Below are 14,898 nucleotides of genomic sequence, written 5' to 3'. Positions count from 1 at the left end.
GTCATCCTTTCACCAAAGAAGTTATACGCTCAGACACTGCATCGAGAGATACAGTCTCTTGTTCACTAGTATCCATGAATCGGATAATGGCTTCTCCACGAGCCAATTCATCATCACCCAATATGATAACATATTTTGCATTAATTTTGTTAGCATATTTTAATTGTGCCTTCATACTCTTGCCCTGTCCGTCCATTTCAACGGTTACATAGGCATCATGTAATGCTTGGCAGATTTTGAAAGCCTCTACCTTAGCCGCATCACCTAGGGCTACTACGAATGCAGATGGTTCTACAGTTGGTTCAGGCAATAAGTTTTGTTTTTCAAGAGCTAATAATAAACGCTCCATGCCCATAGCAAAACCAATCGCTGGCGTATGAGGACCATCGAGTTCCTCTACGAGGCCATCGTAACGGCCACCACCGGCTACAGCACTTTGTGCACCTAATGGAGTATATTGCACTTCAAACGCTGTTTTAGTGTAATAATCAAGACCGCGTACGAGACGAGGGTTCAATGTATATTGCACATTAGCAGCCGTTAAATATGTTTTCAATTCTTCAAAGTGATCATGACACTCGCCACATAAATGTTCGTGAATTTCAGGAGCACCTACGGACAAAGATTTGCATGTTTCATTTTTGCAATCCAAGATACGCAATGGATTTTTGTATAAACGCTCTTGGCAATCGCTACATAATTGTTCTTTTTTAGGTTCAAAGAAAGCAATCAGTTTTTCACGGTATACAGGTCGGCATGTTGGACAACCTACAGAGTTTACCTCTACATTGAGGTCTTTAAGGCCAAAGTCTTTTAGCAATTGTACTACCATGCAGATAACTTCGCTATCTACCACTGGAGATTGAGAACCTAGTACCTCTGCACCGAATTGGTGGAATTGACGGTACCGCCCTGCTTGTGGTTTATCATGTCGGAACATAGGCCCCATGTAAAACCATTTTGTAAGGCCTTCTTTACCATATACTTTATTTTCTAAGTATGCGCGCACAGCGGATGCTGTATTTTCTGGGCGCAATGTGAAGCTAGAACCACCTTCATCACCTGTAGTAAAGGTGTACATCTCTTTTTGTACTACATCTGTAGTTTCACCGATGCCGCGCAAGAATAATTTAGTATCTTCAAAGGCAGGTGTGCGAATTTCATTGAATCCGTATACTTTGCAAATCTCGCGCATACGTTGTTCAATGTAGTGCCAATTTATCATCTGCTCTGGCAAAAAGTCTTGTGTACCTCTTGGTTTTCTAATAGCCATTACACAACCTCCCAAAATTTTTCACAAATTCTATGTCGTTTCTCTAATAGTGCATCTATCGTTGCGTGGTAAACATCTACATCCTTTGGCATATGCTGTTTCAATTGTCGATATTCAGGGGCGCGCATCCACTTAGATGAGCTTCCTGGCCCCATGGATAGAATGCTTTGTCGCTCTTCCATAATCTGAATATTGTATTCGCATGCTTTGCCAGGTAAGGTATAGCCGATATTCTCTAACTGCCCCCGCATATATTGTTGGCGATATAGATAATATGGCACATAGCCAGCCGCTTCAAGACGCTCTTTACCATATTGTACCATTTCTGCTACCAGATGTTCCGCTGGAATATCATCTTGCATATTTAAATCGTACAATGGGCTACCACGTTTTAATGCTAACGTATGAATTGTAACATTTTCCGGCAGATTTTGACATACATAATCTATATTCTCTACCATGTTTTGCATCGTTTGATGTGGTAAGCCTGCAATAAAATCCATATTTACCGCTAGAGATGTATTTGCTTTTACATATTGTAACAGTTCATCAATATCACGTGCACTATGTCCACGACCAATGCGCCGCAAAATATCGTCTTGCATAGTTTGCGGATTAATGCTAATACGATTTACACCTAGATCTAACATAGATCGTAGTTTTACTGAATTCACAGAATCTGGCCGCCCTGCTTCTACGGTAAACTCATGACCTTCAGGAACAAGTATAGATAGCTGTTTTAGAACTTTGTGAAAGTCGTCATCCCCTAACACCGTCGGAGTACCGCCACCCATATAAAGGGTATCTACCGTTAAACCATACGATTCAACAATAGATTTCATATCCTCTATGTCCCGGCCTAAGGCAGTTAAAAATTGCCTTTTTCCATCATAGTCCTGATAGAGTCCATACGGAAAGGAGCAGTAAACACAGCGAGTGTCACAAAAAGGAATACCGCAATAGAGACTCACCTTTTTATGGTCTGTATCGGCTAAAAATGGCCGTTGATACGCACCGATAGAGCCCAATGTAGCAAGCTTTTCCATAGACACAGAAAACTCGTCCCTAATGTGACGAGTTGCTGCGTGGACAGAGCCATATGTATCTATATATTTATGTAGTAGCTTAGTAGGGCGTACGCCTACCATAGTCCCCCAAGGCGCCTCAGCTGGTAAACCTTGATATTCACGCAAGTAGCGCAATAAAGCTTGACCTATTTGACGTCGTCCCATAGAGGAAACAGGGCCTTCAAAAGTCTGAACCGTGTCACCAATGGTAACTGTTAAGGTATACAATCCATCGACTTCGTAAGATTCAAGGATAACATCTGGATGCACCTTGTCAGAAAATAGGCCTGCAGCACCACAATTATGGGCCACTACAGAACCAAGCGGTAATGGTCCCGTATATAGATATCCATTAAGCATGGTGATGAGCCATACGGTCTAATTTTTCAAGCTCTGCTTCAGTCATATGATTTTGGCAATCACTGCAATAACCATATACTTTCAATTGATGATCGATAGTGCGGAAGTTCAATTTTTTAGCAATGATGGATTCTAGTGTTTCAAGCATATCATCTTCAAACTCGGATACTTTGCCACATTTTACGCAGATCAAATGATGGTGGAAATGAGCAAACTCTTCGTCGTTCAATTCGTAACGATTACGACCATCGCCAAAATCAAGACGTTTCAACAAATCAAGTTCAGTGAAGAGATCAAGTGTTCTGTAAATCGTAGCCAAGCCGATATCAGGAGCCACTTCTTTTACAAGTACATATACGTCTTCTGCACTTAAATGATTTTCATCAGCATCGATGAAGGCTTGTAAAATTGTTTGACGTTGCGTTGTTAATTTGTATTTTTTGTCTTTAATGCGTTCTTTTAATTTTTCTAATGTTGTGTTCATGATAATTATCCCCTTTACAATTTGTAAAAATACTTCATTCAAACCTACTGCCCAACGAATGGGTTGTATTGTTTTTCATACTCTATATTGGTTTCTGGCCCGTGACCAGGATATACCATCGTATTATTAGGCAGTTTATAAAGCTGAGTTTTGATGGATTCCATCAACGTCTCATATGATCCATTTGGAAAATCTGTACGACCTACGGAATCTCTAAAGAGAGTATCCCCTACAAATACAAGACCTTCCATGTAATAGCACACACCACCTGGCGTATGCCCTGGTGTTTCTAAGACTTCTAGGTCAATATCACCACAGGTAATATGGTCACCTTGCTGTACCTCAATAATATCAGCCTTCACTTTAATTGGCGTAGGATTGCTATAGGCACTGAGATTAAGCTCAGGATCAGATAAATACGGTACATCACCCTTATGCACATATACAGGTACATGATGAGCATTTACAATGTCTTGAACGCCCCCAATATGGTCACCATGACCATGTGTAAGCAAAATAGCTTTTGGCTTCAAGTCATGTTTCTTTAGCGCATCTAATACTTCCGGTGTGGCAGGATCGATGATGAAAGCCTCACCAACCGCTTTATCGCCTATGACATAGCAATTGGTTCCTAGTGGACCTAAAGGCATGCGCATAAGCACTAATTGTTGTTCGCTCATTAAGCCCCTCCTCTACTACGTTGTACCGTATACACTTCACGGATACGGCGCAACTTAGTCATTACAAAATCTAATTGTGAAATATCACGGATATCAACCGTAACATTAATACTTACATTTTTTGTATCCTCTTGGACCTTAGCATTGATATTGGTAATGGTAATTTTCAATTCTGAAAGGACAGCCATAACTTCCATAAGAATACCAGCCCGATCGTAAGCTTGAATATCGATACCTACGTGGAAGGATTCACTAGAAGCGCCATCCCAAGCCACCTCTATCATACGCTCTAAATCCTCAGGTGTGTGTCCTAAGCTACAACAATCACTGCGATGTACTGAAACACCACGACCGCGAGTGATATAACCGATAATATCGTCCCCAGGTACAGGATTACAGCATTTTGCCATCCGCACCATAACGCCAGCTTCTCCTTTTACAAGGACACCAGTGCCATTTTTCGTTTTCTTTTGGCCTTGAGATTTTAATTTCTCAAGAATTTGCTCTGTACTGCGTTTAGATTCTTCTGCTTCTTTAGATTTTTTATAGAGTTCAATTAACCGCAAGAGAACAGTGCTTACAGGAATGCCGCCATAGCCACAAGCAGCAAACATTTCTTCTTCTGTACATGCTTTGAGCTGTTTCGTAACCTGTTGAAGTCGATTATCGGTAATCAATTCTTTCCAGTTATAATTTAATCGTTTCGCTTCTTTTTCAAGAGCTTCTAAGCCTTTTTCAATATTTTCAGCTTTATTTTCGCGCTTGAACCAGTTGCGTATTTTACTCTTACTTTCAGAGGAACCTACAATGTTAAGCCAATCAAGGCTTGGTTTACTCGTTTTAGATGTAATAATATCGACGATATCACCATTTTGCAAGGTGTAATCGAGCGGTACAATTTTGCCATTTACCTTAGCACCTACACAGCGATGACCTACATCGGTATGAACACGATAGGCAAAGTCTAATGGTACAGAACCAATTGGTAGCTTAACTACATCCCCCTTCGGTGTAAATACGAATACTTCACCGGAGAATACGTCTAATTTTAAAGCATTAACGAGCTCTGTTGGATTGCTTGTATCTTGCCATTCTAGAACTTGGCGCAACCAAGCAACCTTTTGGTCGAACTCTTTATCGCCGTTTTTATTACCTTCTTTATACCGCCAGTGAGCAGCAACACCGTATTCGGATACACGATGCATTTCCCATGTACGAATTTGGATTTCTACAGGTTGTCCCATGGTACCGATAACAGTAGTATGCAAGGATTGATACATATTGGATTTCGGCATGGAAATATAATCTTTAAATCGATATGGCAATGGTTTCCACAAGCTATGAGCAATACCGAGTACCGCATAACAATCAGGGATACTATCAACGATTACGCGAACTGCAAGCAAATCATAGATTTGTGACAAATCGCGATTGTCCTTTTTCATCTTCTTGTAAATACTGTAGAAGTGTTTAGGACGGCCTTTGATATCTGCCTTAATATGGGCCTCACCTAAAGCCTTAGTGAGTTGACTCATCGTATCATTAACGATATCTTCACGGACTTGGCGTTTTTGCTTCATTTGATCTACGAGATCATAATATTTTTCCGGTTCTAAATAGCGGAAGGATAAATCCTCTAACTCCCATTTCACATTGAAAATACCGAGACGATGTGCAAGTGGAGCAAAGATTTCGAGCGTTTCCTTAGCAATGCGTTTTTGTTTATCACTGCGCATATGCTTTAAGGTACGCATATTATGTAAACGGTCACCCAATTTGATAACAACGACGCGCACGTCCTTTGCCATCGCTAAAATCATCTTCCGATAATTTTCCATTTGGCGATCTTCTTTTGTTTCATATTGGAATTGGTTTAATTTTGTTACCCCATCAACAAGGAATGCTACTTCAGAGCCAAACATTTCCTCTAAATCTTCCTTGGAATAGGATGTATCTTCAACCACATCATGCATAAGCGCTGCCATAAGCGTAATATGGTCGATTTGTAAGTGTGCCAAAATATCAGCTACAGCTAGTGGATGCATGATATAAGGTTCACCAGAAGCTCTAAACTGACCTTCATGAGCCTTATCAGCAAGTTCAAACGCCTTTAATACTTGGTTACACTCGTCATCTGTTAAATACGTATGGATATACTCCATAAATTCAGATAAGGCTTTCTCTTTATCAAAAGTGCTTTGTTCAACTAAAGCTTTGCCTTCTTCATTTACAGTTGTCATGGTGTCACCTCCTATACACTATAAGTAAGGAATGTTACGGATGTGACAAGATCTAATTTTCCTTCAATGGCATTCCATCTAAGCATTAATTGACCATCATCACTTGTATATTCTTCAACAATGCCCAATTCTTTAAAGACATCGATAGATGTAAGAGCACTGCGATTATTTTGATCTGCCGGCTTACGGCGCAATATATCTTGTTCTACATTATAAAGCGATTGACTGTGACCGCGCATAGACTGTTTTACAATAACATACATCTGTCTAAGCCCTTCTGTAGTCAGTTTTATGGGCTCTTCAGTCAATGGCTCAATCGCTTGAATCATAAGTTGTGGAGAAACCATACCTTGCCATTCATTCTTTTGCAAGGAGAAGGCTACTTTCACAACAGAACCTACAAATATAGATTTAAATAAGTCTGGACGATTCCAAGCGATAGCATCTACGGTTCCATTCGAGGTTGCAAAAATCACCTTACAATGATTTTTTAACTGTCCCATGAGCATAATATCTTGCACCGTAGCTTCCATTACAGCAAAAACTGGTGTGCTATTAGCCATCCCATAAGGTTCAAGACCTGATACGCGGTCAATAATATCAACATCAATATCATCAACAGGTAGTTCCGCATCAATGGTCACTACAGGAATATATTCCTCGGCAGTAACAATCTTTTTACAATACTCCGTTAAACGCTCTCGCAATTCATCAATGCGATGTGCGTCAATGCTAAAGCCTGCTGCTGCAGCATGGCCACCGAATTGTAATAACACATCTTCGCAAGACTTCAGTGCATCGTAGATATTAAAACCGTCGATACTACGGCAAGAGCCTTTGCCAACACCATCATGAATGCTGATAACTAAGGTCGGTTTATAAAACTCCTCCACGAGACGAGAGGCGACGATACCGATGACACCAGGATGCCACTCTTCACCAGCTACAACAGTTACATAGTCAGCTTTATGGCATTGATTAGCCACATCAATGCGAGCCAATTCGTGGATATTACGCTCTAGTTCTTGCCGCTCACGATTGGTTTCGTTCAATTCCTCAGCAATCGCCTCTGCTATATCACCATCATCGGTCACGAGTAGTTCAACAGCACGCGTAGCATGCGTTACACGACCAGCTGCATTCAGGCGAGGTGCTAAGGTGAAACCAATATGCCCAGATGTTATAGTTCGCTCATGTAGGCCCGCTACATCGATGAGCTTTTTAATGCCTAAATTAGGCTGACTATTTATCTTCTCAAGTCCTGCTTTTACGATGATGCGGTTCTCACCCACCAAAGGCACTACGTCCGCCACAGTACCTAAAGCAACGATATCTAAATCATCTAAATACCATTCACCATGCTTGGTAAGCCACAATGCTTGACATAATTTAAAAGCCACACCGACGCCAGATAAGTTTTTATCCTTATATGGACAATCTTTCTGCTTGTGATTGATAACAGCCTTAGCCCGTGGAATCATATCCGGTGCCGTATGATGATCTGTAATAATCATATCGATACGATCTCGTACAGCCTCGACAATATCGTAAGAACTAATACCGCAATCTACGGTAATCACTAAAGCTGTTCCCCGTTTTATAAGGTGCTCTAAAGCCTCTAAATTGAGGCCATACCCTTCGCTTTGACGTTCTGGTATGTAATAGGTAACATCTGCACCTAATTTCTTTAAAAATCGATAGAGTACAGATGTTGCAGTAATACCATCCACATCATAATCGCCATAAATGACGATTGGTTTGTGACTTTCAATTGTTTCCTGAACTAGCGAAACAGCCACGTCCATATCCTTTAACGTGAATGGGTCTAACAAATCTGACAAAGTACCTTGTAAAAACTGACGACCTTCGTCAACATCAATGTGACGATTCACCATTAATTTAGCCACAATAGGGTTCACACCAAGTTCACGGATTAAGATATTTTCTTTTTCTCGATCACCTTCACAGAGGCGCCAACGTTTTTTCTTAATCATCATATCCCTCAGTAGTTTATAATCAATATTATTCTAGAATTTAACGTATTATCATTATCATTTTTATTTATTATAACCTAAAAAACGAATAAAATAAACTATTTTATATACTTTATTCTCATTTAACTTTTGACATTTTCTCAACAAAAAAGAACCTCCCATTATCAATAGGAGGTTCTATATCAGTGAATTACCTAGAATCGGAAGTCCCGTTCGCCGTCTTTCATCTGTGCAATATAAGCTTTAGCTTTATCTTTAACTAAATCATTTTTAATATTTTCTAACTGTTGTTCGATAACCTTCGCACCATGAGCTTTAGTCTTCTCATCACCGTAGTCCATGATGTATTCGTTTAATGTCATCAACGCATTTGGTTGGCAACAGTTGTGAATTTGACCGGATTTAGCAAGGGCCATGAACCGATCCCCTGTTCTACCTGCACGATAACATGCAGTACAGAAGCTTGGTACATAACCAAGGTCTAATAACCAATCTACGATTTCATCTAATGTACGCGTATCACTACGATCAAATTGAGCAGAATTATCTTCTGGTTTCTCTTCTTCTTTGTAACCACCTACACTAGTACGAGAGCCACCGCTGATTTGGGAGATACCAAGAGCCAATCCGCGTTCACGCATTTCTTGAGTTTCGCGTGTGGACATAATCATACCTGTATATGGTGTGGATACACGAATGAGAGCAACAATTTTTTCAAATACATCGTCAGGTACTGCATTGCTGAAATCATCTACATCAATATCATCAGCCGGACAAATACGAGGAACAGAAATAGTATGTGGACCTACACCAAACACTGCTTCTAAATGCTCTGCATGCATCAACAAACCTACAAAATCATATTTATAATGTTCTAATCCGTAAAGAACACCGATACCAACATCATCAATACCACCTTGCATAGCGCGGTCCATCGCCTCTGTATGGTAGGCGTAGTCGCTCTTAGGGCCTGTTGGATGTAATGCTTCATAGTTTTCTTTATTGTATGTTTCTTGGAATAGTGTATATGTACCAATACCGGCTTCATGTAATTTCTTGTAGTCCTCAACGGAACAAGCTGCAATATTTACATTTACACGACGGATTTCACCATTTTTATTTTTAATACCGTAAATAGTCTTAATGGATTCCAAAATATATTCAAGTGGATTATTAAGAGGATCTTCACCAGACTCAATTACGATACGCTTATGGCCCATCGCTTCTAAAGCAATAACCTCTTCCCTAATTTGTTCTTGCGTTAATTTTTTACGTTTAATATCGCGGTTTTTAGAGTGATACGGGCAGTACACGCAGCCATTGATACAATAGTTAGATAAATATAATGGTGCAAATAATACGATACGATCACCGTATATGGCTTTCTTGATTTCTTTTGCTAAAGCAAAGAGCTTTTCCTTATATTCAGGTAACGGACATTCTAAGAGAACTGCTGCCTCTCTGTGGTTTAACCCTTTAAATGTAGCTGCTTTTTCTAAAATAGCATCTAACAACTCCCGATTTTCCTTATTTTCCTCTGCATAAGCAAGAGTATCAAGGATTTCCTGATGGGAAATAAACTCCTCCGCCTTTGGAGATTTTACATCATACATAGTACTTACCTCAATTCTTTCTAGTGGCAATGCCACCCCTCTTTAGGTTTATGAAAGTATATGACAACCAGTCTTCTGGCATTTCACTGATACTGTATATAGTATACCACTATTCCTACTAAAAAACATAGGAATTTGACATACTATAATAAAAGAGTAGTACCCTTTCGGATACCACTCTAAAAACTGAGTAAATATTCTATTAGTAAATTATGATGTCAAATAAATATATCTAAAACTACTTATTTAACTGATTTCGATTATTAAAAAATGTTTTATAGGCTAATTGACACGTAATAAAACAAGCAATAGATATGGTAGATAGTGACATAAATGTAACGATCATTTGATATTTTACAGCTTCTAAAGGAGGCATTCCCGCCAATATAAGGCCTGTCATCATCCCCGGTAGCGCTACGATACCTAATGTCTTGGCACTATCTACAGTAGGTTGTAGACCCGTCTTTATAACATCACGAACTATCGCTTTCGAAGCTTGTTTAGGTGTACTACCCAAGGCTAATTTAATTTCCACCTCTTGTTTACGCAATTCAAAATTTGATAGCATTTGACGATAACAAAGTCCAATCGCTACCATAGCACCACTAATGACCATACCACCAACAGGAATCAATTGGTACGCAGTAAAATCTAGTACACCTGTTACAAGTAAAATGGATAAGGTTATCCATGCGCCAATAGTAATAGCAAACCAAGAAATCCATAACGCATGCGGAATCCCTTGCCCTCGTTTAGCTGAGTTATAAGCCGCATTAAAAGCCATAAATCCAAGTAAGCCAATAATAAATATTGGACTTTCCGTACTAAAAATATACGATAAAATAAACCCAATGACTAATAGTTGAACTGTAGCACGTATAGCACTGATGAAAATATCCTTTTCTAGCTTCAACTCTTGTCTATAAGACATCAGTATACTGATAATCACTAATACAGATGCAAGGCATAAGGAAGTAGCAGAAATAGTTTGAAACTGACTCATCGCAATACCTCCTCTTTAGCTAATTGACCGTCTACGATAGTGATGCGGCGATTTGCAGTACGCAAGCTTTGCTCTTCATTATGAGTAATGGAGATAATGGTGATTCCCTTTTTATGAAGCTCATCAATAACATTTTCTACAATCGATGTATTCGTCGCATCTAAGGCAGATGTAACCTCGTCTAAAAGCAACACTTTAGGCTCAAAAATAAGGCTCCGAATAAGGCATATTCGTTGCATTTCACCACCAGACAACTCATCATTACAGCGCTCCATATAATTTAGTGGCATATGTAGTAGATCAAAGAGATATTCTATACGACTCATATCCGGTTTTAAATCGCGAATATCGTAAGGAAATAGAATATTGCGACGTACTGTTTTCGCAAACAAATAAGGTCTTTGAAAACAGTAGCCCACCTCTTTGCGATAAGATTCAGGATCTATAGCCGTTAAGGGACGACCATTATAAGTAATAGTTCCCGATGTAGGACTAATCAGATCACTACATAATTTTAAAAGTGTACTCTTACCACTTCCAGAAGGGCCTACAATAGTAATATAATCACCTTGATTTACCGATAAAGATACATCACGGATAATAGATTTGTCTTTTACAATATAAGATATATTGGATAATTCTAGCAGTGCCATAATGCCCCCTATCTCGTCATATGTATATTAAAAGCAAAATATCGACTCACTGTGGCTAGTTATTTAGTAATTTTAAGTATAACGATTCTAACCATTATATCATTGCCAAAATGATAATGCTAAGCTTAATTATAATATAGCTATCAAACACATACTGCAGAAAACAAAAAATCCCTAGTGGAAAACCACTAGGGATTAATAGTCTTTGTAAAATTAAGCTTCTACAGGGTATACGCTAACTTTACGGTTATAACGACCAGCACGTTCGAATGCTACTTTACCAGGCACAAGTGCGAATAAAGTGTCATCACGACCGATACCTACGTTAGTACCAGGGTGGAAGTGAGTACCACGTTGACGAACGATGATGTTACCGCTCTTTACGATGGAACCATCATGGCATTTAACACCAAGACGTTTAGATTCACTGTCACGACCGTTACGAGTACTGGACACACCTTTTTTATGTGCGAACAATTGCAAATCAAAAGTAAACATTAAGTTCACCTCCTATATTTCGTGTATTTGGACAAACTCTGGATATTGACGGCTAATTTCCTCTAAACCGAGAAGCATAGTCCCCAGAATATCCTGTCCACTCTGGTTAATCGTCCCAGAGAGAACTATATCACATCGACCTTCGCTATTCGTATATTCCCCTTCTTGTTGAGCAATCTGGGTAAGTCCTAACATTGCCGTTGCCGTTAAGGCAGACACTGCAGCACATACGATATCGAAGCCATGCTCATCATATCCTGCATGACCGGATAGGTGACAACCAATGACTTGACCATCACTATTCCGCTGGATTTCAATGGAAACCATAATTAAGCTTGGATAGATTCAATACGAACTTTTGTGAACGGTTGACGATGGCCTTGACGACGACGGTAGTTGGATTTAGCTTTGTATTTGAATACTAAGATTTTTTTACCTTTACCATGCTCAAGAACTGTACCTGTAACTTTTGCACCGTTTACAAGAGGAGCGCCAACTTTAACGTCGCCGTCATTCACTACAGTCAAAACTTCTTCGAATGTAACGGACTCGTTAGCAGCTGCTTCCAATTTTTCGATAGTAATTACATCGCCTTCAGCAACGCGATATTGTTTACCACCAGTTTTAATAATTGCGTACATGAGAACACCTCCTTGTTATCGAACTCGCTGAATTCGGTATCCCGACCCGAACTTCGGTCGGGCGTTTAAACCTGCTTCACGCGGATTGCAAAGTTCAGTAAACCGAACTAATACTGATATAGTATATCCTATTTACCTATCCATGTCAAACAAAATTCAACATAAATAGTTCAGTTTCTGATACTTTCATATATATACAGACCTCTAAAATTCTCCGATAATTCCGAGATGTTGTAAAAGTATTTTGGTACCGATGAGAATTAGTACACCGCCACCGAGAATATCTGCATATTTCCCAACAAACTGGCCCATAAATTTACCTAAGTATACACCAATTAAAGAAATACCGAAGGTAATAACACCGATCATAGTAGATGCTTCCCATACATTGATGGGCATGAAGGCAAAGGTAAGACCGACAGCCATGGCATCAAGGCTGGTGGCTACGGAGAGCATCATCATTTCCCAAACGCCTAAAAACTGTTTATCATCATCTTCATCATCTTCATCGCTAAGCCCCTCTCTAATCATAGCGATACCTAAATAGCCGAGAAGGCCAAAGATAATCCAATGATCCCATTCAGATATGACATCGATAAACTGACGCCCAATAAGCCAGCCAATTACAGGCATGAGAAACTGGAATAGCCCAAATAAGAATGCCAATGTAACCTTTCGGCGATTTTCACCTACCGGCATTGATAAACCTTTACCAATCGATACACCAAAGGCATCCATAGCAAGACCCATGCTAATTAAAATAATTTCAAATACAGACACAATATTCCTCTATAAACAAACTACTTACTTTATTCTGCTACAGCCATCAAAGAATAGCCTTCGCGACTAATTTGTGGATTTACCACAATCGAAATCTTCCGGCCCATAGACTCGCCTAGGTCCTCAAGAACAGCCTTTGTTAAGTATTGAGCTACCTCTGGATGGACTTCAATTTCTAGATTAGATTTAATACGACCCGATTTAAACAATTCACGGATACGTCGAACAATCTGCATATATACAGTTCTGCCTGACAACATATATCCCGTCCCTCCACATTGAGGGCAAGTATCGAACATCAAGGTCTGCAAGCCTTGGCGCGCACGCTTACGCGTCATTTCCACGAGACCAAGTGAACTAATACCACATGCCACCGTTTTCATCTTGTCTAACTTGGCTTGCGCACTTAAGACTTTCAACAGTTCTTGTTGATTTTGTTTATCTTTCATGTCAATAAAATCGACAACGATAATTCCACCTATGTCTCGCAATCGCAATTGACGACAGATTTCTTTAGCCGCCTCTTTATTAACGGTGAAAGCCAGATCTTCAAGCTTATTGGATTTGCCCGTATAATGAGCAGAGTTCACATCGAATACGGTAAGTGCCTCTGTATGATCAATGCGGATAGAGCCGCCAGAAGGTAGATTAATATCACGAGAGATAAGATTTTCTAATTGAGGTTCAATGTGATTGGCTTTAAAGATAGGTGTGCTATCACGATGGCGTGTCACTTTAATTTGCTGTGATGTAGGGCCATGACCTAAGAGGTCCATCAATCGAGATTCGCCCATATCGGAATCGACGATGATTTCCTCTACATTGCGGTGCGCATAATCTCGCACAAGACGGAACCAGAAGTCCGCATCACTATAGAGATCAGTACCGCTCTTAGCCACCTTAAAGCGCTTTAACACATGTTGCCACGTGCGCCACAAGTAGTCCATATCTCGTCCAATTTCATCAGCGCTAGCCTTAGCCGCTGCTGTACGGATAATAAAGCCGCAACCTTCTTGCACATACGGTGCCGCCAACTCTTGCAACTTAGCTCGCAACACTTCATCGGTAATCTTTTTAGAGATGTGCATACCTTCAGAATATGGTAAAAGTACCATAAAACGACCGGCAAGGCTCACATCAGCAGTAACGCGAGCCCCTTTACCGAGCATCTCCTCTTTTACGACTTGAACAAGAACTTGTTGGCCCACAGATAGGCGTGGCAAGATTTTCTGTTCCTTCCCTTGTTGAAGGTTCAAATACGCATTTTGCGAGCCCCCAATATCAACAAAGGCCGCTTGCATGCCGTTAAGTACGTTCTTAACAGTACCCTTGTACATATGATTTGCCATGTGAGACTCATCAGTACGTTCTAAAACAAAGTCTACTAACTGCCCTTCTTCATCGATAACAGCCATGCGGATTTCTTCGCGCATAACATTGACCAAAATTTTATGCATCCTATCCCTCCCTTCTTTCAATTCAAAATATATAGGTCTTTTAAATCACTAAAGCTTGCTTAGTTGTAAATTGAAATTGAACACATAAAAAATCCATATTAGTACAAGTGATAAGATTAGAGTATCAAATTCGCAATCAATCACGAGGTACTAAT

14 protein-coding genes are annotated in these 14,898 nt (G+C 39.9%); all 14 read right to left on the bottom strand.

The features are described from left to right. Position 1: 1 nt before the first annotated feature. Positions 2-1,273: a histidine--tRNA ligase gene (gene hisS, locus KH364_RS07655; RefSeq protein ID WP_273299199.1), complete on the bottom strand. Its 1,272-nt coding sequence runs from the start codon at positions 1,271-1,273 to the stop codon at positions 2-4. Then, positions 1,273-2,700: a coproporphyrinogen dehydrogenase HemZ gene (gene hemZ, locus KH364_RS07650; protein WP_273299198.1), complete on the bottom strand. Its 1,428-nt coding sequence runs from the start codon at positions 2,698-2,700 to the stop codon at positions 1,273-1,275. The genes hisS and hemZ overlap by 1 nt, the downstream gene beginning before the upstream one ends. Further along, on the bottom strand, positions 2,693-3,184 hold the full coding sequence (locus tag KH364_RS07645) for a Fur family transcriptional regulator (RefSeq protein ID WP_265138752.1): 492 nt from the start codon (positions 3,182-3,184) through the stop codon (positions 2,693-2,695). The genes hemZ and KH364_RS07645 overlap by 8 nt, the downstream gene beginning before the upstream one ends. 44 nt (positions 3,185-3,228) lie before the next feature. Continuing rightward, positions 3,229-3,864, bottom strand: coding sequence for an MBL fold metallo-hydrolase (locus KH364_RS07640; RefSeq protein WP_273299196.1), 636 nt, complete (start codon positions 3,862-3,864; stop codon positions 3,229-3,231). Next, positions 3,864-6,104 carry a bifunctional (p)ppGpp synthetase/guanosine-3',5'-bis(diphosphate) 3'-pyrophosphohydrolase gene (locus KH364_RS07635; RefSeq protein ID WP_273299195.1) on the bottom strand — a complete coding sequence of 747 codons (2,241 nt, stop codon included), beginning with the start codon at positions 6,102-6,104 and terminating at the stop codon, positions 3,864-3,866. Before KH364_RS07635 ends, KH364_RS07640 begins: the two co-directional genes overlap by 1 nt. 11 nt (positions 6,105-6,115) lie before the next feature. Further along, positions 6,116-8,098 carry a single-stranded-DNA-specific exonuclease RecJ gene (gene recJ, locus KH364_RS07630; protein WP_273299231.1) on the bottom strand — a complete coding sequence of 661 codons (1,983 nt, stop codon included), beginning with the start codon at positions 8,096-8,098 and terminating at the stop codon, positions 6,116-6,118. 194 nt (positions 8,099-8,292) lie between these two features. Further along, on the bottom strand, positions 8,293-9,711 hold the full coding sequence (gene hydG, locus KH364_RS07625; RefSeq protein ID WP_273299193.1) for a [FeFe] hydrogenase H-cluster radical SAM maturase HydG: 1,419 nt from the start codon (positions 9,709-9,711) through the stop codon (positions 8,293-8,295). Positions 9,712-9,949: 238 nt separating this feature from the next. Beyond that, a complete protein-coding gene (gene fetB, locus KH364_RS07620) occupies positions 9,950-10,714 on the bottom strand; it encodes an iron export ABC transporter permease subunit FetB (RefSeq protein WP_273299192.1) in 765 nt (254 codons plus the stop codon). After that, positions 10,711-11,367 carry an ATP-binding cassette domain-containing protein gene (locus KH364_RS07615; RefSeq protein WP_273299191.1) on the bottom strand — a complete coding sequence of 219 codons (657 nt, stop codon included), beginning with the start codon at positions 11,365-11,367 and terminating at the stop codon, positions 10,711-10,713. The genes fetB and KH364_RS07615 overlap by 4 nt, the downstream gene beginning before the upstream one ends. 213 nt (positions 11,368-11,580) lie before the next feature. Next, positions 11,581-11,865, bottom strand: a complete 285-nt coding sequence (gene rpmA / locus KH364_RS07610) for a 50S ribosomal protein L27 (RefSeq protein WP_054746816.1) — start codon at positions 11,863-11,865, stop codon at positions 11,581-11,583. A gap of 12 nt (positions 11,866-11,877) precedes the next feature. Then, on the bottom strand, positions 11,878-12,192 hold the full coding sequence (locus KH364_RS07605) for a ribosomal-processing cysteine protease Prp (protein ID WP_273299189.1): 315 nt from the start codon (positions 12,190-12,192) through the stop codon (positions 11,878-11,880). Positions 12,193-12,194: 2 nt separating this feature from the next. Then, positions 12,195-12,506 (bottom strand): 50S ribosomal protein L21, encoded by a 312-nt coding sequence (rplU, locus tag KH364_RS07600; protein WP_004698652.1) that lies wholly within the window; start codon positions 12,504-12,506, stop codon positions 12,195-12,197. A 204-nt stretch (positions 12,507-12,710) separates the two neighbouring features. Further along, entirely contained in the window at positions 12,711-13,286 is a 576-nt protein-coding gene (locus KH364_RS07595) for a manganese efflux pump MntP family protein (RefSeq protein ID WP_273299185.1), read from the bottom strand. Between the two features lie 29 nt (positions 13,287-13,315). Then, complete coding sequence (locus KH364_RS07590; RefSeq protein WP_273299183.1) at positions 13,316-14,743, bottom strand: Rne/Rng family ribonuclease; 1,428 nt, start codon at positions 14,741-14,743, stop codon at positions 13,316-13,318. Between the last annotated feature and the right edge of the window lie 155 nt (positions 14,744-14,898).

The sequence above is a fragment of the Veillonella sp. oral taxon 158 genome, from assembly GCF_018376515.1.
Lineage (GTDB): Bacteria > Bacillota > Negativicutes > Veillonellales > Veillonellaceae > Veillonella > Veillonella rogosae.
Note: the sequence above shows the minus strand (reverse complement) of the source record. Positions and strands in the feature narration are given on the sequence as shown.